The sequence below is a fragment of the Mesorhizobium sp. M1217 genome, assembly GCF_040318275.1.
Classification (GTDB): Bacteria; Pseudomonadota; Alphaproteobacteria; order Rhizobiales; family Rhizobiaceae; genus Mesorhizobium.
This window is the reverse complement of sequence record NZ_JAMYMA010000003.1, coordinates 234,686-247,424: the sequence shown is the minus strand read 5'-3', so window position 1 is coordinate 247,424 and position 12,739 is coordinate 234,686. Positions and strand designations below refer to the sequence as shown.

Genomic DNA, 12,739 nt, shown 5'->3' with positions numbered 1-12,739 from the left:
TTTTCGCTTAGGGCCTGGTGTGGGCGACGGTGCCGGCGGTCAGGATGCGCAGCACTCGGATGGCTTCCTCGCCGCTGGTGCGCGGTTCGGCCCGCGTCTCGATGCAGTGGATGAAATGCTCCAGCTCGCGCGTCAGCGGCATGCCCTCGCCGACCGCCACATAGGACGGCTCGTTGGCGGTGAACGCCCATTGGCCGCTGTCCTGCCACACCGCGTGGCGGTAGACGGCAAGCTTGCGCTCCCACGGCTCGACATCGTCGAACACCGCCATCGCCTTGGTGCCGACCACGGTCAGCCGCCGTTCGCGGTAAGGGTTGAGCCGCGAGGCGAACAGATGGCCGCGCAGGCCGTTGGGAAAGCGCATGTGCAGATGCGCAAAGTCGCTGAGATTGTCGAGAAGGGCAGCGCCTTCGCCGCGCACCTCGACCGGCTCGGTGCCGGTGATGGCCAGGATCATCGACAGATCGTGCGGCGCCAGATCCCACAACGCATCGTTTTCGGTGTGGAACTTGCCGAGGCCGAGCCGGTGCGAATGGATGTAGCGGACCTCGCCGAGCTCGCCATTGTCGATCAGCGCCTTCAGCGTCTCGAATGCGGGATGGAAGCGCAGCACATGGCCGACCATGAAGACACGGCCATTGTCGGCGGCAGCCTGCACCGAGCGCTCGGCGTCGGGCACCGTCAGCGCGATCGGCTTCTCCACCAGCACGTCCTTGCCGCCGAGCACGGCGCGCACCGCCATGTCGGCATGGAACTGCGGCGGCAGCGCCATGACAATGGCGTCGACATCGTCGCGGGCAAACAGCGCCTCCGGCTCGATCGCCAGGCAATCCTGCTCGCTGGCAAAACCTTCCGCACGCGCAGGGTTGACGTCCGAAACCGCGTGCAGCGCGCCGAGCGCCTTGAGGGTGCGGATGTGGTTGCTGCCCCAGTATCCGCAACCGAGGACTGCAATGCGCGGTTTCATCAATTTCTGACCATGGCTTTCGTGGGCGAGACATAGCGACGTGCCTCGCCGAACTCAACCCCGGCCTGTGCGCCCAAATGTCTGCCCGGCAAAGCTTTAGGCGCCAGCAATATGCCGTCGCGGCAGCCACTTCGATGCTTGACAGGCTTGGCCTCGCAACCTTATATCCGCGCGACCTTGGCGAACGCGCCGATATGCCTGCCGATTTAAGCTGGATTTCGGGCCTTCGCCGCCCTGGCGGGGTAGCTCAGTTGGTTAGAGCACGGGAATCATAATCCTGGGGTCGGGGGTTCAAGTCCCTCTCCCGCTACCATCGCTCCCCCCGAACGGAGACGCGGTGGCTCAGGCCCTGGTCGACCATGTTGGACAGATATCCATCGATCAGGATCGACGGCTGCTCACCCGCCTTTGGCGGGTAGACCGTCACTGTGGTCACGACGTCGCGGACGATCTTCTTGGCCTCTTCAGAGACGAAACCGTTGTCGCCGATCGCCGCGGCGAGCGCTTCGAGATCTCTGATATAGCGGGTGACCAGCGCCGGCTTCAGCGTAACGACCTTGGGCGGCTGCGGCGTCACCGCGAACTCGCCCTCGAGGCGCTGGCGCTCAGCGCGCAGCTCGGGCAGGCGCTGCTCGGCCTCGGCTTCGGAGATCATACCTTTGACGTAGGCGTTCAGCACCCGGTCATATTCGCGCTTGGCAGCGTCAAGCCGTTGCGCTGCCTTTTCGCGCGAGGCGCCCTGCCCCGAATAGAGCTTTTGATGCTCATCATTGTAGGCGGCGACATAGTGGTCGATCAGCGCCTTGTCGTTCAGCCTGGCGCGCAAACCGTCCAGCACCGTCGCCTCGATATGATCGACGGCATAGGGCCGCGTGTTGGTGCACGAGCGCGATTCCTTGGCGCGCGTGCAGACGATGCGGGTCAGCCGTCCCATCTTGTCCTTCACCGACATGCCCGAGCCGCAGGCGCCACAGCGAAGCAGACCTGAAAGCAGCCGCGTGTTCTTGCGCTGCGGCGTCTCGCAACGATTGCGCGGCTTGCGGTTGTTGACCGCGGCGAACAGCTCGGCCGGCACGATGCGCAGATGCTCGGCGGCATGCTCCTGCCACTCGGACTTCGGATTGACGCGCGACTGGCGCCGGCCGCTATCCGGATCCTTGACCATGTGGACACGGTTCCAGACGATGCGGCTGTCATAGATGGCATTCTGCAGAATGCCGTAGCCTCGCTTTGGGTTGCCGTTGATAGTCCCACCCGACCAGTAGCGACCGCGCGGCGGGGCAATGTTGTCATCGTTCAACCCGCCGGCGATGTCGCGCGGCGTTCGGCCGGCCGCATACTCCTCGAAGATGCGCAGCACGATCGCCGCTTCTTCCGGCAAGATCGACAGTTCGCCAAGCTTTCCCGGCACCGGCGCATAGCCATAGGCCTTGCCGCCGGCGCTGCGGCCGTCGCGCACCACGCCGGCCATGCCGCGCCGCACCTTCTGCGCAAGATCCTGTAGATATAGCGCGCCGACCAGGCCGCGGATGCCGATCTGCACGATGTCTGCCCGGCCGTCATGCACGGCGCGGATTTCGATGCCGAGATGGGTGAGCCGCTTGTAGATGCCGGCGAGGTCTTCCTGGTCGCGCGACAGGCGGTCAAGCGCCTCGACGATGGGGACGTCGAACAGGCCGTCGCGCGCGGCGTCCATCATCGACAGCACGCCGTCGCGGCCCATGATCGAGGCGCCGGAGCGGGCGCGGTCGTGAAAGACGGTGGCGACGGTCAGCTGCTGCTTGGCGGCATAGTCCGAGCAGAGCGCTACCTGGTCCTCAATCGACCTGTCGGTCTGCAGGTCGCTTGAATAGCGGGCATAGAGTGCCGCTCGTTTCATGGGTGTTCTCCTGGCGGCGCTCATAAGCGTCGCGCGCCGCCTGACGCGCAAGGGCCTCGACGAGGCGCGCCAGCGCCGCGGGCAGCGAGGAACCGCCGCCACAAGAGACGAGGAACCGCCGCCACAAGAGACGAGGCGGCCTTCGAGGTCGAGCGCGAGTTCACGTGCTTCATCGCCGAGACTGATAAGTACCGGTGCTGATGCCGCGACGGTTTTACAATCCCGCCGTAACCCGTTGATATCACACAAGCGACTTTCCGCCTGTTTTACAGGCAAGTCCTTGGAATCGGGTCGAAAGGGCTAGCTTCCCAAGCTGAACGCCTATCTGCCCTCAGTTTGAATTGGAAACTCGATTCTGCTATGAACCGGCAATGACCAAGACCTACTGGAAGACCATTGCAAAGCGCGCCTGGCGGGAAAGTCTCGCATCGGTCAGATGGAACAATTGGGAGCGCATTCTAGTTACTCTGGCTCCGCTTTTCGCTGTGTTTTTTGCCACTTGGTATTTCCTTGGCGATATGTCCGGAGCGCTAGTAAAGCTTGTGGCGGCCGTAGGTATGACAACGGTGCTGGCGGCGATTTTCTTTGTGTCGAAACTTCTTACTGTGCCCGCGAAACTGCAGGCCGAAGTTGAAGAAAGATTGAGCGCGACGACGAAGGCCGTTGATAAGGATGCTGCTCAAAAGGACCTAATCGCCAATCGCGTTGAAATCGTCCGGCAATTTGCCGGACTGTACGTCCTAAGCCACGACGGCATAACTTCTCGTATGATGGCAGGACTAGAGCTTCCTCCTGCCAAGTGGCTAAACACAGAATTGGCTAATGCAGGCCACAACTGGCGAGTTCGCAACATCTCCGGCTCCAATTTTGAGATGGTCGAAGATTGATTGCCGCTAACACTGGCCTCGGTCTTTGATAGACCATGGCCTGGGGGTTCTGGTTTCAACTTTTGTCCATTTTCGTGCGAATTCGGCCTGACGAACAATCGAAACTGTCGTTGATCAGAATGGCCTTTTCACTGGCCTGTCACGCCGGCATTCTAACCGCCCCGCTCTGACACAGCCTAGTGCGGGCTAAACGGACAACCTATCAATGAGGCGAACAATCACTTCGTCGTCTACTTTCTTCTTCCGGGCTCCTAACGGTAATGATTCAAAATGTGTCGCCGCCCGTCTGCGGCCCGCCGTTTCGCCCGAAATCAGGGAACGATATCGGCCCCCATGTATTAGAAATCAATGGACACTATGGAACCCCACGGCCACGGGATGGCGGCCGATATTTTGACGTCAGAAGTTGCCAACGCCAGGCAGCGCATTCACCGGACCGAGCTCGCGCTTCAACGCACTGAAGAAATGCTGGCCGAGAATCTCGCGATGTGCAGAAGAATACAGGCCGCGCAACGGCGCGTGGTAGAGGCGAGATCGCGGCTGACGAAGATCGATCCCTGCAGCGCTGACAGAGTTCGCACGGGTCACGCAGCGGTCCCTCCGGGCTGACTGCCACGACAGGACTGCCTGATCATCTCGACTTGGACCGCAGACCAGAACGCGCTTTCTAGTTGCCTGACTTTTCTGCCGAGCGATAGGCGTTGACGAGCCGCTCGACACGTTCCCGCGTCACGGTCTTCCACTGGTCGGAAGGTTTGTCTTTGCCTTTTGCGGGCAGGTCTGCCGACTGAACCAGGTCCGGAGATTGAGCAGGTCGACTGAGCAGCATCATCGGACGATCTCGTCCCGGCCTTCCGGCCAGCCCTTTGCGAGCGTAAGGTCGGACATCGGAACGAAAGTCGGCTCCGCGAATTCTACTGCGAGATAATGGGAATCGTCGCCCATGAGGCTCGCGACCCTCCACCTTGAAACTGCGAGATACGGCGACGTATTTCGCGCAGCAAGGCTCGCGCAGCTGAGGCGGGAAATGGTGAGGCATATCCAGCGCACAGACGCCTCGGCTCAAAAAGTCGAGCAAGCGCTGGCTAGGTTGGCCGAAGCAAACGCACCCATGGACCGGCTCGCGCGGCATCAGTAGGGCCACGCTCATGTCCGCCTCCGCATCGGCACGATGTTGAGACGGCCGCGCACATAACTGATTTGCTCGAGACCTGATCGACATGGTTGGCACCGATCGTGCATCGCTGCTGCAAGAAGCCAGGATTCTGAAGGCGCATGGAGGTCTTACTTCCTGACCGAGTCCTGGCAGCCGAATGGTATTGGAACATTCGGGGGGGAAGCAGCAAAACGGGCTCTCGCTACCATAAACGTAATTTAGACCCGCCCCTTGGCGGGTTTTTCATTTCCGTCGCCGAGTTGGGTGCGCGCGGTTTCGCGGCTGACGCCGCGTGCAATTGCCGCCGCAGCATCCTCCCGTTGACCAACCGGATGGACGCGCCGAGATGATGTCCTTCATTCCACGCTTCGCTGGTCGGAGAAAACCCGAACGGGCACGAGGCGTGCTATTCGCTGTGGCGGTGAGCCTGACAACGTCGCTGTCGGCCACGGCGGAGCAGGTTTCCTCGGTGGATCTCGAACTGGTTCTTTGTGTCGATGTATCGTCTTCAACGAGCGAGACGGAACAACGGCTGCAGCGGGAGGGATATGTCAACGCACTGCTCGATGCCGAAGTGTTGCAGTCCATTAGAATCCGGCCGGCGTGGTAATGCCCATATCGGTCTCCTTCGACCAATATGAATCATAAGCCGTCCATCAAAGGAATCCTGAATCCCTTAATTCGCGACTGACTTTAGCCCGGTGGCGGGGCAGCCACAGGGTGGACATTTCAGCCCACATGGAAAATGATCATGTTGCCATGCACAACACTGCAGTGCTCTGATCTCGACGAGAAGCCTGAGCGTAGAAGCGGATCAACCGACCTCCGGTCCAGCGAGCGAGGACGCAAATGGACACCCCAGAGAATGGGCAATTGCATCGCGACGCGGGCGGGCGACCCCGTCGATCGGCCGGCTGGCTTGCCCGCGCCGCCATGTCGACGGCATTCCTGCTCGGCATGGCTTTCAGCAGCACTGCGTTTGCGCAGGACCAGCAGCTTCCCGTGGTGACGGCGGCCAAGCCGGTGGTCCGTGAAATCGTCGAGGACGACGAGTTCGTCGGGCGCTTCGAAGCCGTCGACCAGGTCGCCATCCGTTCGCGCGTCAGCGGCTATCTGGACAAGGTCAGCTTCCAGGACGGCGCACTGGTCAACAAGGGCGACCTGCTCTTCACCATCGACCAGCGTCCGTACCAGGCGGCTTATGATGCCGCCAAATCGCAAGTGGACGTCGCCAAGAGTCTGCTCGAATTCTCCAAGATGCAGCTGGATCGCGCCGACGAACTCGCCAAGACCGGCAATATCTCAACCGCGACGGTCGACGACCGCCGGCGGGAATACCTTTCGGCGCAGGCGCAGATGCAGGGCGCGACGGCTGCGCTGACGACGGCCAGCCTGAACATGGAATTCACCGAGATCAAGGCGCCCTTGTCCGGCCGCATCGACCGCCGGCTGGTGTCGGTCGGCAACCTCGTGCAGCCGGATTCCACCTTGCTGACGACCATCGTTACGCGCGATCCGATCGACTTCTATTTCGACGTCGATGAGCGCCTGTATTTCAGCTACGCCCGCGACGCGAAGGAGCGTGGCGGCAGCATGCAGGAAGGCGCCGGCGGGCTCGAGGTGGTGGTTCGCGTCGCCGACCGCGCGGAGGCGGTATTCAAAGGCAAGCTCGATTTTGCCGAGAACCGGATCGACAACGCGACCGGCACCATGCGGGTGCGTGCAAGTTTTCCCAACGCCGACGGCATTCTCCAGCCAGGCATGTTTGGGCGCATCAACGTGCCGGGGTCGCTGCCGCATAGCGGCGTGCTGGTGCCCGACAAGGCGATCGGCGCCGATCAGGATCGCCGCATCGTGTTCCTGGTGGATGAGGCCGGGATGGTGTCGGCCAAGCCTGTGCGCACCGGCCCGCTTCTCGACGGCTACCGGGTGATCCGCGCGGGCCTGACCGGCGACGAGACGATCATCGTCAACGGGCTGATGCACGCCAGGCCCGGCACCAAGGTGAAGGTCGAGATGGTGACGTTGCCGCCCAAGGCCGAGACCGCCGAGTTGCAGCAATGAGGTTCGCACATTTCTTCGTCGACCGTCCGATCTTCGCATCGGTCGTTTCGATCGTCCTGCTGATCCTGGGCGGGATTGCTTATACCCAGCTCCCGGTCGCGCAATATCCCGAGATCGCGCCGCCGACCATCGTCGTTCGCGCGCAGTATCCGGGCGCCGACGCCGAGACGGTCGCAGCGACGGTGGCAACGCCGATCGAGCAGGAGATCAACGGCGTCGAGGGCATGCTCTACATGTCGTCCTATTCATCGGGCGACGGGGCGATGGCGCTGACCATCACCTTCAAGCTGGGCACCGATCTCGACCAGGCGCAGGTGCTGGTGCAGAACCGCGTGTCGGTCGCCGAGCCGCGCCTGCCCGAAGAAGTCCGCCGCCTCGGCATCACCACCACCAAGACCTCGCCCGACCTGATGATGGTCGTGCACATGCTGTCGCCCGACAATACCTACGACCAGCTCTACGTCTCGAACTACGCCCGCTCGCGGGTGCGCGACATACTGCTCAGACTCGACGGCGTCGGCGACCTCATCATCTTCGGCGAACGCGAATATTCGCTGCGCATCTGGCTCGATCCGGAAAAACTGTCCGCCCTGGGGATGACCTCGGGCGATGTGGTGCAGGCGCTGCGCGACCAGAACGTCCAGGTGTCGGGTGGCTCGATCGGCGCGCCGCCGACCAGCACCGGCACGGCGTTCCAGTACACGGTCACCACGCAAGGCCGCTTCAACGACGCACGCGACTTCCGATACGTGATCGTCAAATCGACCGACGACGGCCGTCTGATCTCGCTGCAGGACGTGGCGCGCATCGAGCTCGGCGCCAAGGATTACGTCACCAACTCCTATCTCAACGGCAAACCGGCCGTGGCGCTCGCCATCTTCCAGCGGCCGAGCACCAATGCGCTCGCCGCAGCCGCGGAGATCCAGGACAAGATGAAGGAGCTTTCCCGCGACTTCCCGAAGGGGTTGAGCTACGACATCGTCTACAATCCGACCGAGTTCGTCGCCGAGTCGATCCAGGAGGTATACAAGACAATCCTCGAGGCGATGCTGCTGGTCATCATCGTCATCATCGTCTTCCTGCAATCGTGGCGCATGGCGATCGTGCCGATCGTGGCGATCCCCGTGTCGCTGATCGGCACGCTGGCGGTGCTTTACGCCGCCGGCTTCTCGCTCAACATGCTGACGCTGTTCGGCCTCGTTCTGGCGATCGGCATCGTCGTCGACGATGCGATCGTCGTGGTCGAGAACGTCGAGCGCAATATCGCCAGAGGGCTGGCGCCCAATCCGGCGTCGCACCTGACCATGGACGAAGTCGGAACGGCGGTCATCGCGATCTCGCTGGTGCTGATAGCCGTGTTCGTACCGACAGCCTTCATCCCCGGCATTTCTGGGCAGTTCTACCTGCAGTTTGCGATCACCATCGCGGTGTCGACGGCGATCTCGGCATTCAATTCGCTGACGCTTTCGCCGGCGCTGGCGGCACTGCTGTTCAAGCCGCATCACGCTGCGGCGGCGCCGCCGCGCTTTTTCCTGGCGCGGTTCGGACGGGCGCTCGCCGACGGCTTCAATCGCGGCTTCGACAGGGTCGCCCACTGGTATTCGAGCATCATCCGCGTGCTAGTCGGGTCGTGGATAACGATCGCCGCCATGCTGACCGTTTTCGCGGCCCTCATCTACGCCACGGTCTACATGGTGCAGGCGGTGCCGCGCGGTTTCATTCCGTCGCTCGACCAGGGCTATGCGATCGTCGTCGTCCAGTTGCCGGACGGCGCCTCGCTGTCGAGGACCGATGCGGTCATCCAGCAGGCGTCGCAGATCATCCAGAAAACGCCAGGCGTCGACTACGCAGTCGCCTTCGCCGGCTTCTCCGGCGCGACCTTCACCAACGCCAGCAACGCGGGCGTGATCTTCGCCAGGTTCAAGCCGTTTGACGAGCGACTGAAAGCCGGCCAGTCGGCGACCCAGGTCATCGGCAATCTGTTCGGCAGCCTGCAAAGCATCAAGGAAGCCTTCATTATCGCACTGCCGCCGCCGCCGATCCGCGGCGTCGGCAATGCCGGCGGCTTCAAGCTGCAGATCCAGGAGCGCAACAGCGCCGACATGCGGCAGATCCTGGCGCTTGCCAACGAAATCGCCGGCATGGCCAACAAGACGCCGGGGCTGACGGGCGTGTTCACCACGTTCTCCGCGTCGAGCCCGCAATTCTTCCTGGCGATCGATCGCGACAAGGCGCGCATCCTGAACGTGCCGATCCCCAACATCTTCGAGACGCTGTCGATCAATTTGGGCACCGCCTACGTCAACGACTTCAACGCTTTCGGGCGCGTCTACCAGGTGCGGGCGCAGGCCGACCAGGCGTTCCGCCTCGATCGCGCCGACATCTTGAAACTGAAGGTGCGCTCGGCGACCGGCGCGCTGGTTCCGCTCGGCACGTTGATCGAGATCCGCGACGTCACCGGCCCGGCGCTGGTCCAGCGCTACAACATGTACGTCTCGGTGCCGCTGCAGGGCAACGCCGCGCCCGGCGTTTCCACGGGCGACGCGCTGGCATTGATGGAAGGGATCACGGCAAAGACGCTGCCGGCCGGTACCTCCTATGAATGGACCGAGCTCGCCTATCAGGAGCGCAACACCGGCAATGCCGCTGTCTATATCTTCGGACTGTCGGTGCTGTTCGTGTTCCTGGCGCTGGCGGCGCAATATGAAAGCTGGGTGCTGCCGTTCGCCATTGTGCTGGTGGTGCCGCTCGGCGTGCTCGCGGCGTTGCTCGGCGTGTCTTTCCGAGGGCTGGACAACAACATCCTCGTGCAGATCGGCCTCATCGTGCTGATAGGGCTTGCCGCCAAGAACGCGATCCTGATCGTCGAATTCGCGCGCCAGGCGCAGGAACGCGGCCTGTCGGCCGCCGAGGCTGCCGTCGAAGCCTGCCGGCTCAGGCTGCGGCCGATCCTGATGACCGCTTTCTCGTTCATCCTCGGCGTCGTGCCGCTGATGATCGCAACGGGCCCGGGCGCAGAAATGCGCCAGTCGCTGGGCACCGCGGTGTTCTCCGGCATGCTCGGCGTCACCTTCGTCGGCCTGTTCCTGACGCCGGTGTTCTACGTCACGCTCAGGTCGCTGTTTTCACGGCGCAAGCCCCGTGCCGAGGCCGAGCCTTCGGGGCCGGCAGAGGCGCCATCGGAGACGGCCGCCGAGTAGGGTTACGAATTCGCCGCGTCGGGCGCGGCTTATCACTCCAGAAAATCGGCGGCGCGGTAACGGCCACGATCTGCGCGACAACCGCGACCTCCGGAGTCCTCGCTTGCGATGTCTGCTTTCAGGACGCGGCGAAGCTGATCTCTATGACCGAAATCAGGCGCGAAGCTGCCTTTCAACACCGGACCAAAGCGCTGGATTTTGATTCGTTTAAGATATCTGGCACGACCGAAGAGATTAGACTGCTGACCCCCGAATTTGATTCCCAGCAGACGGCTCTACTCAACCGCAGCAACGAAGCCTGAACTGGTAAATTATAGGGTCTGGGGAAAGGCGGTAGCGCTCTCCCGCTACCATCGCTCCCCCCGAACGGAGACGAGGTGGCCAAGGCCTTGGTCGACCATGTTTGACAGGTATCCATCAATCAGGATCGACGGCTGCTCGCCTGCCTTCGGCGGGTAGACTGTCACGGTCGACACGACGTCGCGGACGATCTTCTTGGCTTCTTCCGAGACGAAGCCATTCTCTCCGATCGCGGCGGCGAGCGCTTCCAGATCGCGGATGTAGCGGGCGACAAGCGCCGGCTTCAGCGTCACGACCTTCGGCGGCTGCGGCAGCACGGCGAGCTCGGCCTCGAGGTGCTGGCGCTCCTCGCGTAGCACTGGCAAGCGCTGCTCGGCTTCGGCTTCCGAAATCATGCCTTTGACATAGGCGTTCAGCACGCGGTCGTATTCGCGCCTGGCGGCGTCGAGCCGCTGGGCGGCCTTTTCGCGAGGCGCCCTGCCCCGAATAGAGCTTTTGATGCTCGTCATTGTAGGCAGCGACATAGTGGTCGATCAGCGCCTTGTCGTTCAACCTGGCGCGCAACCCGTCGATGACCGTCGCTTCGATATGATCGAGCGCATAGGGCCTGACATTGGTGCATGAGCGCGATTCCTTGGCGCGCGTGCACATGATGCGCGTCAGGCGACCCATCCTGTCCTTGACCGACATGCCCGACCCGCAGGCGCCGCAGCGCAGCGGGGTGTGCCAGCGCAAGTGCCTCACGTCGGCGATTTCCTGCCTCGATTCTCCTCTGAGGAAATGCTAAATTAGTCATTGCTTGGGCAAAGAGAGGGAGGTCTTTATGCGTGCATTTGCAATTTTTCTGTTAGGCGGCGCTTTGACTAGTTTTGTGTGTGCGTCCGCATGGGCCGGCAAGCTGCCGAAGGACGCGGTCGAATTAACCGCAGCCGAGGTCAAGGCGATATATTCAGGCAAGACCGGTATTTATGACGTCTCTAGCATTTACTATGCATCTGACGGCACAACCAAAGGAATCTTTGGCAAACCTAAGGTAACGGCAACTTTTAAGGGCACTTGGAGCGTAAGTGGTAATGAGATGTGCGCCAAGAATAAGCCAAAGGGTGATCCAAAAATCTACAGGGACTGCAACAAATTTTGGCGTTCTGGAAAAAGGATATATGACCTTTGGTCTGTCCACTATGATGGATCAAAGCCGGATCTAAAGAGCGGGTATGTTACCACTACCGTTAAGAAGCTTAAGGACGGAGATTTAGTGGCGAAAAAATACGCTGCTGCAGGCGGGGAGTGACAAAAGCGACAGGAACACGCAAGGAAAAAGCCCGCCACCGTGAGGCGGCGGCTTAGCAGTTCCGTCTGGGTGCCGGTTCAGTGGCGCCCAGCGGGCCCTTCAAGGAACTCCATGAAGTTTTCCACCGCTCTGTCCGCTGGCGTTGACCGGGAGTTGCAAGCACTGAGAATGGCGGCGGCGATTTTCAGCATATCGGTGCGACTTCCAACAATCTTTGATACCACGGCATTTTCTGTGCCGCCGTCATAAGTCGAGCGCTGCAGGACATGCAGCGTCAGCCTGAGATTGTCGCCCATAAATTGGAGTGGGCCGGCACCAGTGACGAACGTGTCAGAGACGCAGAACGGTTCGACGGTCGGGACGGCGCTCATGATGCCGCCTTTCTGGCCTTGGCGTCGGCCATCGCGTTGTCGATACACGCTCCAGCCGCTTCGTTCAGACGTTCGGCGAGGTCGCGGGCGATCATGGCCAGCGCGCTTATTTGGTCCGCCAAAGCGACCCTCTTCCCGTCGCGCTCGAACTCCTGTTCCATGGTCTGGCCATAGAGCACTTCGAGCAAGTGGTGCAGGTTCCCAGTATCGAATTGCAGGTCGTCGAGGTCATCTGAAGGCGCGGTCATGAGGCGGCGCCCCCGAGGGTTTCGTAGTAGGCGTTCTTAACCTTCCGCGTCATCTGCTCTGCAATGGTGGCAATGAAGAAAAGGCGCTCCCCCTCGCTTGGGTCAGAACGAAATTCCCGTCAGGTACTGTGGAAAAGACCTCCAGCATGGTCAGCAAGACGTCGGCCACGTTGTCCGCGTCACAGATCAGCGGCTCCAGATCGGCGAAGGTCATCTTCTCCTTGGCGGCGCTCATTTTGGGCAGAATCTGAACTTGGAGTTGGCCAGCAGTTCTGTAGCCGAAAGTGGAGTTGCGGCTCCGTGGCTCGGAAGGTCAGAGCCAGACCTTCAAGCGCCCCGCGAGCATCGGCATGAACTATGCCCCGAACCGGACTTA

Annotated in this window: 14 protein-coding genes, 1 tRNA gene and 1 pseudogene; 7 read left to right on the top strand and 9 right to left on the bottom strand. The window is 61.7% G+C overall.

Annotation, left to right across the window (positions count from 1 at the left end; all coding sequences use genetic code 11):
- Nucleotides 1-7 precede the first annotated feature (7 nt).
- Nucleotides 8-967 (bottom strand): Gfo/Idh/MocA family protein, encoded by a 960-nt coding sequence (locus NKH37_RS06325; protein WP_352482033.1) that lies wholly within the window; start codon nt 965-967, stop codon nt 8-10.
- A gap of 236 nt (nt 968-1,203) precedes the next feature.
- Between NKH37_RS06325 and NKH37_RS06320 the strand changes: the two genes are divergently transcribed.
- Nucleotides 1,204-1,280 (top strand) — tRNA-Met (locus NKH37_RS06320).
- On the opposite strand, the gene NKH37_RS06315 is transcribed toward NKH37_RS06320, so the two are convergent.
- Entirely contained in the window at nt 1,275-2,846 is a 1,572-nt protein-coding gene (locus NKH37_RS06315; RefSeq protein ID WP_353004810.1) for a recombinase family protein, read from the bottom strand. The genes NKH37_RS06320 and NKH37_RS06315 overlap by 6 nt on opposite strands.
- 371 nt (nt 2,847-3,217) lie before the next feature.
- Here NKH37_RS06315 and NKH37_RS06310 point away from each other — a divergent pair, with 371 nt between their 5' ends.
- Nucleotides 3,218-3,733 (top strand): hypothetical protein, encoded by a 516-nt coding sequence (locus NKH37_RS06310; protein WP_023719281.1) that lies wholly within the window; start codon nt 3,218-3,220, stop codon nt 3,731-3,733.
- Between the two features lie 399 nt (nt 3,734-4,132).
- On the opposite strand, the gene NKH37_RS06305 is transcribed toward NKH37_RS06310, so the two are convergent.
- Together NKH37_RS06305 and NKH37_RS06300 are read right to left on the bottom strand one after the other, a co-directional pair.
- Nucleotides 4,133-4,321 carry a hypothetical protein gene (locus tag NKH37_RS06305; protein ID WP_352482032.1) on the bottom strand — a complete coding sequence of 63 codons (189 nt, stop codon included), beginning with the start codon at nt 4,319-4,321 and terminating at the stop codon, nt 4,133-4,135.
- Nucleotides 4,322-4,400: 79 nt separating this feature from the next.
- Nucleotides 4,401-4,565 (bottom strand): hypothetical protein, encoded by a 165-nt coding sequence (locus NKH37_RS06300; RefSeq protein ID WP_023719283.1) that lies wholly within the window; start codon nt 4,563-4,565, stop codon nt 4,401-4,403.
- Between the two features lie 670 nt (nt 4,566-5,235).
- Between NKH37_RS06300 and NKH37_RS06295 the strand changes: the two genes are divergently transcribed.
- The 4 genes from NKH37_RS06295 to NKH37_RS06280 all read left to right on the top strand — a co-directional run bounded on the left by NKH37_RS06295 (nt 5,236) and on the right by NKH37_RS06280 (nt 10,455).
- Complete coding sequence (locus NKH37_RS06295) at nt 5,236-5,499, top strand: DUF1194 domain-containing protein (protein WP_352482031.1); 264 nt, start codon at nt 5,236-5,238, stop codon at nt 5,497-5,499.
- 323 nt (nt 5,500-5,822) lie between these two features.
- Nucleotides 5,823-6,953 carry an efflux RND transporter periplasmic adaptor subunit gene (locus NKH37_RS06290; protein WP_352494795.1) on the top strand — a complete coding sequence of 377 codons (1,131 nt, stop codon included), beginning with the start codon at nt 5,823-5,825 and terminating at the stop codon, nt 6,951-6,953.
- Nucleotides 6,950-10,153: an efflux RND transporter permease subunit gene (locus tag NKH37_RS06285; protein WP_352591652.1), complete on the top strand. Its 3,204-nt coding sequence runs from the start codon at nt 6,950-6,952 to the stop codon at nt 10,151-10,153. Before NKH37_RS06290 ends, NKH37_RS06285 begins: the two co-directional genes overlap by 4 nt.
- A 143-nt stretch (nt 10,154-10,296) precedes the next feature.
- Nucleotides 10,297-10,455 (top strand): hypothetical protein, encoded by a 159-nt coding sequence (locus NKH37_RS06280; protein ID WP_352482029.1) that lies wholly within the window; start codon nt 10,297-10,299, stop codon nt 10,453-10,455.
- A 45-nt stretch (nt 10,456-10,500) separates the two neighbouring features.
- Here the strand turns inward: NKH37_RS06280 and NKH37_RS06275 are convergent, their stop codons facing one another.
- On the bottom strand, nt 10,501-10,962 hold the full coding sequence (locus NKH37_RS06275) for a hypothetical protein (protein ID WP_023719289.1): 462 nt from the start codon (nt 10,960-10,962) through the stop codon (nt 10,501-10,503).
- Between the two features lie 61 nt (nt 10,963-11,023).
- Nucleotides 11,024-11,197 (bottom strand): annotated as a pseudogene (locus tag NKH37_RS06270) (recombinase zinc ribbon domain-containing protein); the annotation flags it as partial.
- 79 nt (nt 11,198-11,276) lie between these two features.
- Between NKH37_RS06270 and NKH37_RS06265 the strand changes: the two are divergent.
- Nucleotides 11,277-11,744: a DUF995 domain-containing protein gene (locus tag NKH37_RS06265; RefSeq protein WP_156948081.1), complete on the top strand. Its 468-nt coding sequence runs from the start codon at nt 11,277-11,279 to the stop codon at nt 11,742-11,744.
- Nucleotides 11,745-11,821: 77 nt separating this feature from the next.
- Here NKH37_RS06265 and NKH37_RS06260 read toward each other — a convergent pair whose 3' ends face one another.
- From NKH37_RS06260 to NKH37_RS06250, 3 genes are read right to left on the bottom strand one after another with little or no spacing between them, the layout of a single operon-like run.
- Nucleotides 11,822-12,115, bottom strand: coding sequence for a hypothetical protein (locus NKH37_RS06260; protein ID WP_352482028.1), 294 nt, complete (start codon nt 12,113-12,115; stop codon nt 11,822-11,824).
- On the bottom strand, nt 12,112-12,363 hold the full coding sequence (locus tag NKH37_RS06255) for a hypothetical protein (protein ID WP_352482027.1): 252 nt from the start codon (nt 12,361-12,363) through the stop codon (nt 12,112-12,114). Before NKH37_RS06255 ends, NKH37_RS06260 begins: the two co-directional genes overlap by 4 nt.
- Nucleotides 12,364-12,412: 49 nt before the next feature.
- On the bottom strand, nt 12,413-12,598 hold the full coding sequence (locus NKH37_RS06250; RefSeq protein WP_023720306.1) for a hypothetical protein: 186 nt from the start codon (nt 12,596-12,598) through the stop codon (nt 12,413-12,415).
- Between the last annotated feature and the right edge of the window lie 141 nt (nt 12,599-12,739).

What these genes read in the sequence shown, in the direction of transcription:
- NKH37_RS06300 (WP_023719283.1), bottom strand. Translation starts at nt 4,565, where the DNA reads ATGATGCTGCTCAGTCGACCTGCTCAATCTCCGGACCTGGTTCAGTCG.
- NKH37_RS06275 (WP_023719289.1), bottom strand. Translation starts at nt 10,962, where the DNA reads ATGACGAGCATCAAAAGCTCTATTCGGGGCAGGGCGCCTCGCGAAAAG.
- NKH37_RS06265 (WP_156948081.1), top strand. Translation starts at nt 11,277, where the DNA reads ATGCGTGCATTTGCAATTTTTCTGTTAGGCGGCGCTTTGACTAGTTTT.
- NKH37_RS06315 (WP_353004810.1), bottom strand. Translation starts at nt 2,846, where the DNA reads ATGAAACGAGCGGCACTCTATGCCCGCTATTCAAGCGACCTGCAGACC.
- NKH37_RS06295 (WP_352482031.1), top strand. Translation starts at nt 5,236, where the DNA reads ATGATGTCCTTCATTCCACGCTTCGCTGGTCGGAGAAAACCCGAACGG.
- NKH37_RS06250 (WP_023720306.1), bottom strand. Translation starts at nt 12,598, where the DNA reads ATGAGCGCCGCCAAGGAGAAGATGACCTTCGCCGATCTGGAGCCGCTG.
- NKH37_RS06290 (WP_352494795.1), top strand. Translation starts at nt 5,823, where the DNA reads ATGTCGACGGCATTCCTGCTCGGCATGGCTTTCAGCAGCACTGCGTTT.
- NKH37_RS06285 (WP_352591652.1), top strand. Translation starts at nt 6,950, where the DNA reads ATGAGGTTCGCACATTTCTTCGTCGACCGTCCGATCTTCGCATCGGTC.
- NKH37_RS06255 (WP_352482027.1), bottom strand. Translation starts at nt 12,363, where the DNA reads ATGACCGCGCCTTCAGATGACCTCGACGACCTGCAATTCGATACTGGG.
- NKH37_RS06310 (WP_023719281.1), top strand. Translation starts at nt 3,218, where the DNA reads ATGACCAAGACCTACTGGAAGACCATTGCAAAGCGCGCCTGGCGGGAA.
- NKH37_RS06325 (WP_352482033.1), bottom strand. Translation starts at nt 967, where the DNA reads ATGAAACCGCGCATTGCAGTCCTCGGTTGCGGATACTGGGGCAGCAAC.
- NKH37_RS06260 (WP_352482028.1), bottom strand. Translation starts at nt 12,115, where the DNA reads ATGAGCGCCGTCCCGACCGTCGAACCGTTCTGCGTCTCTGACACGTTC.
- NKH37_RS06280 (WP_352482029.1), top strand. Translation starts at nt 10,297, where the DNA reads ATGACCGAAATCAGGCGCGAAGCTGCCTTTCAACACCGGACCAAAGCG.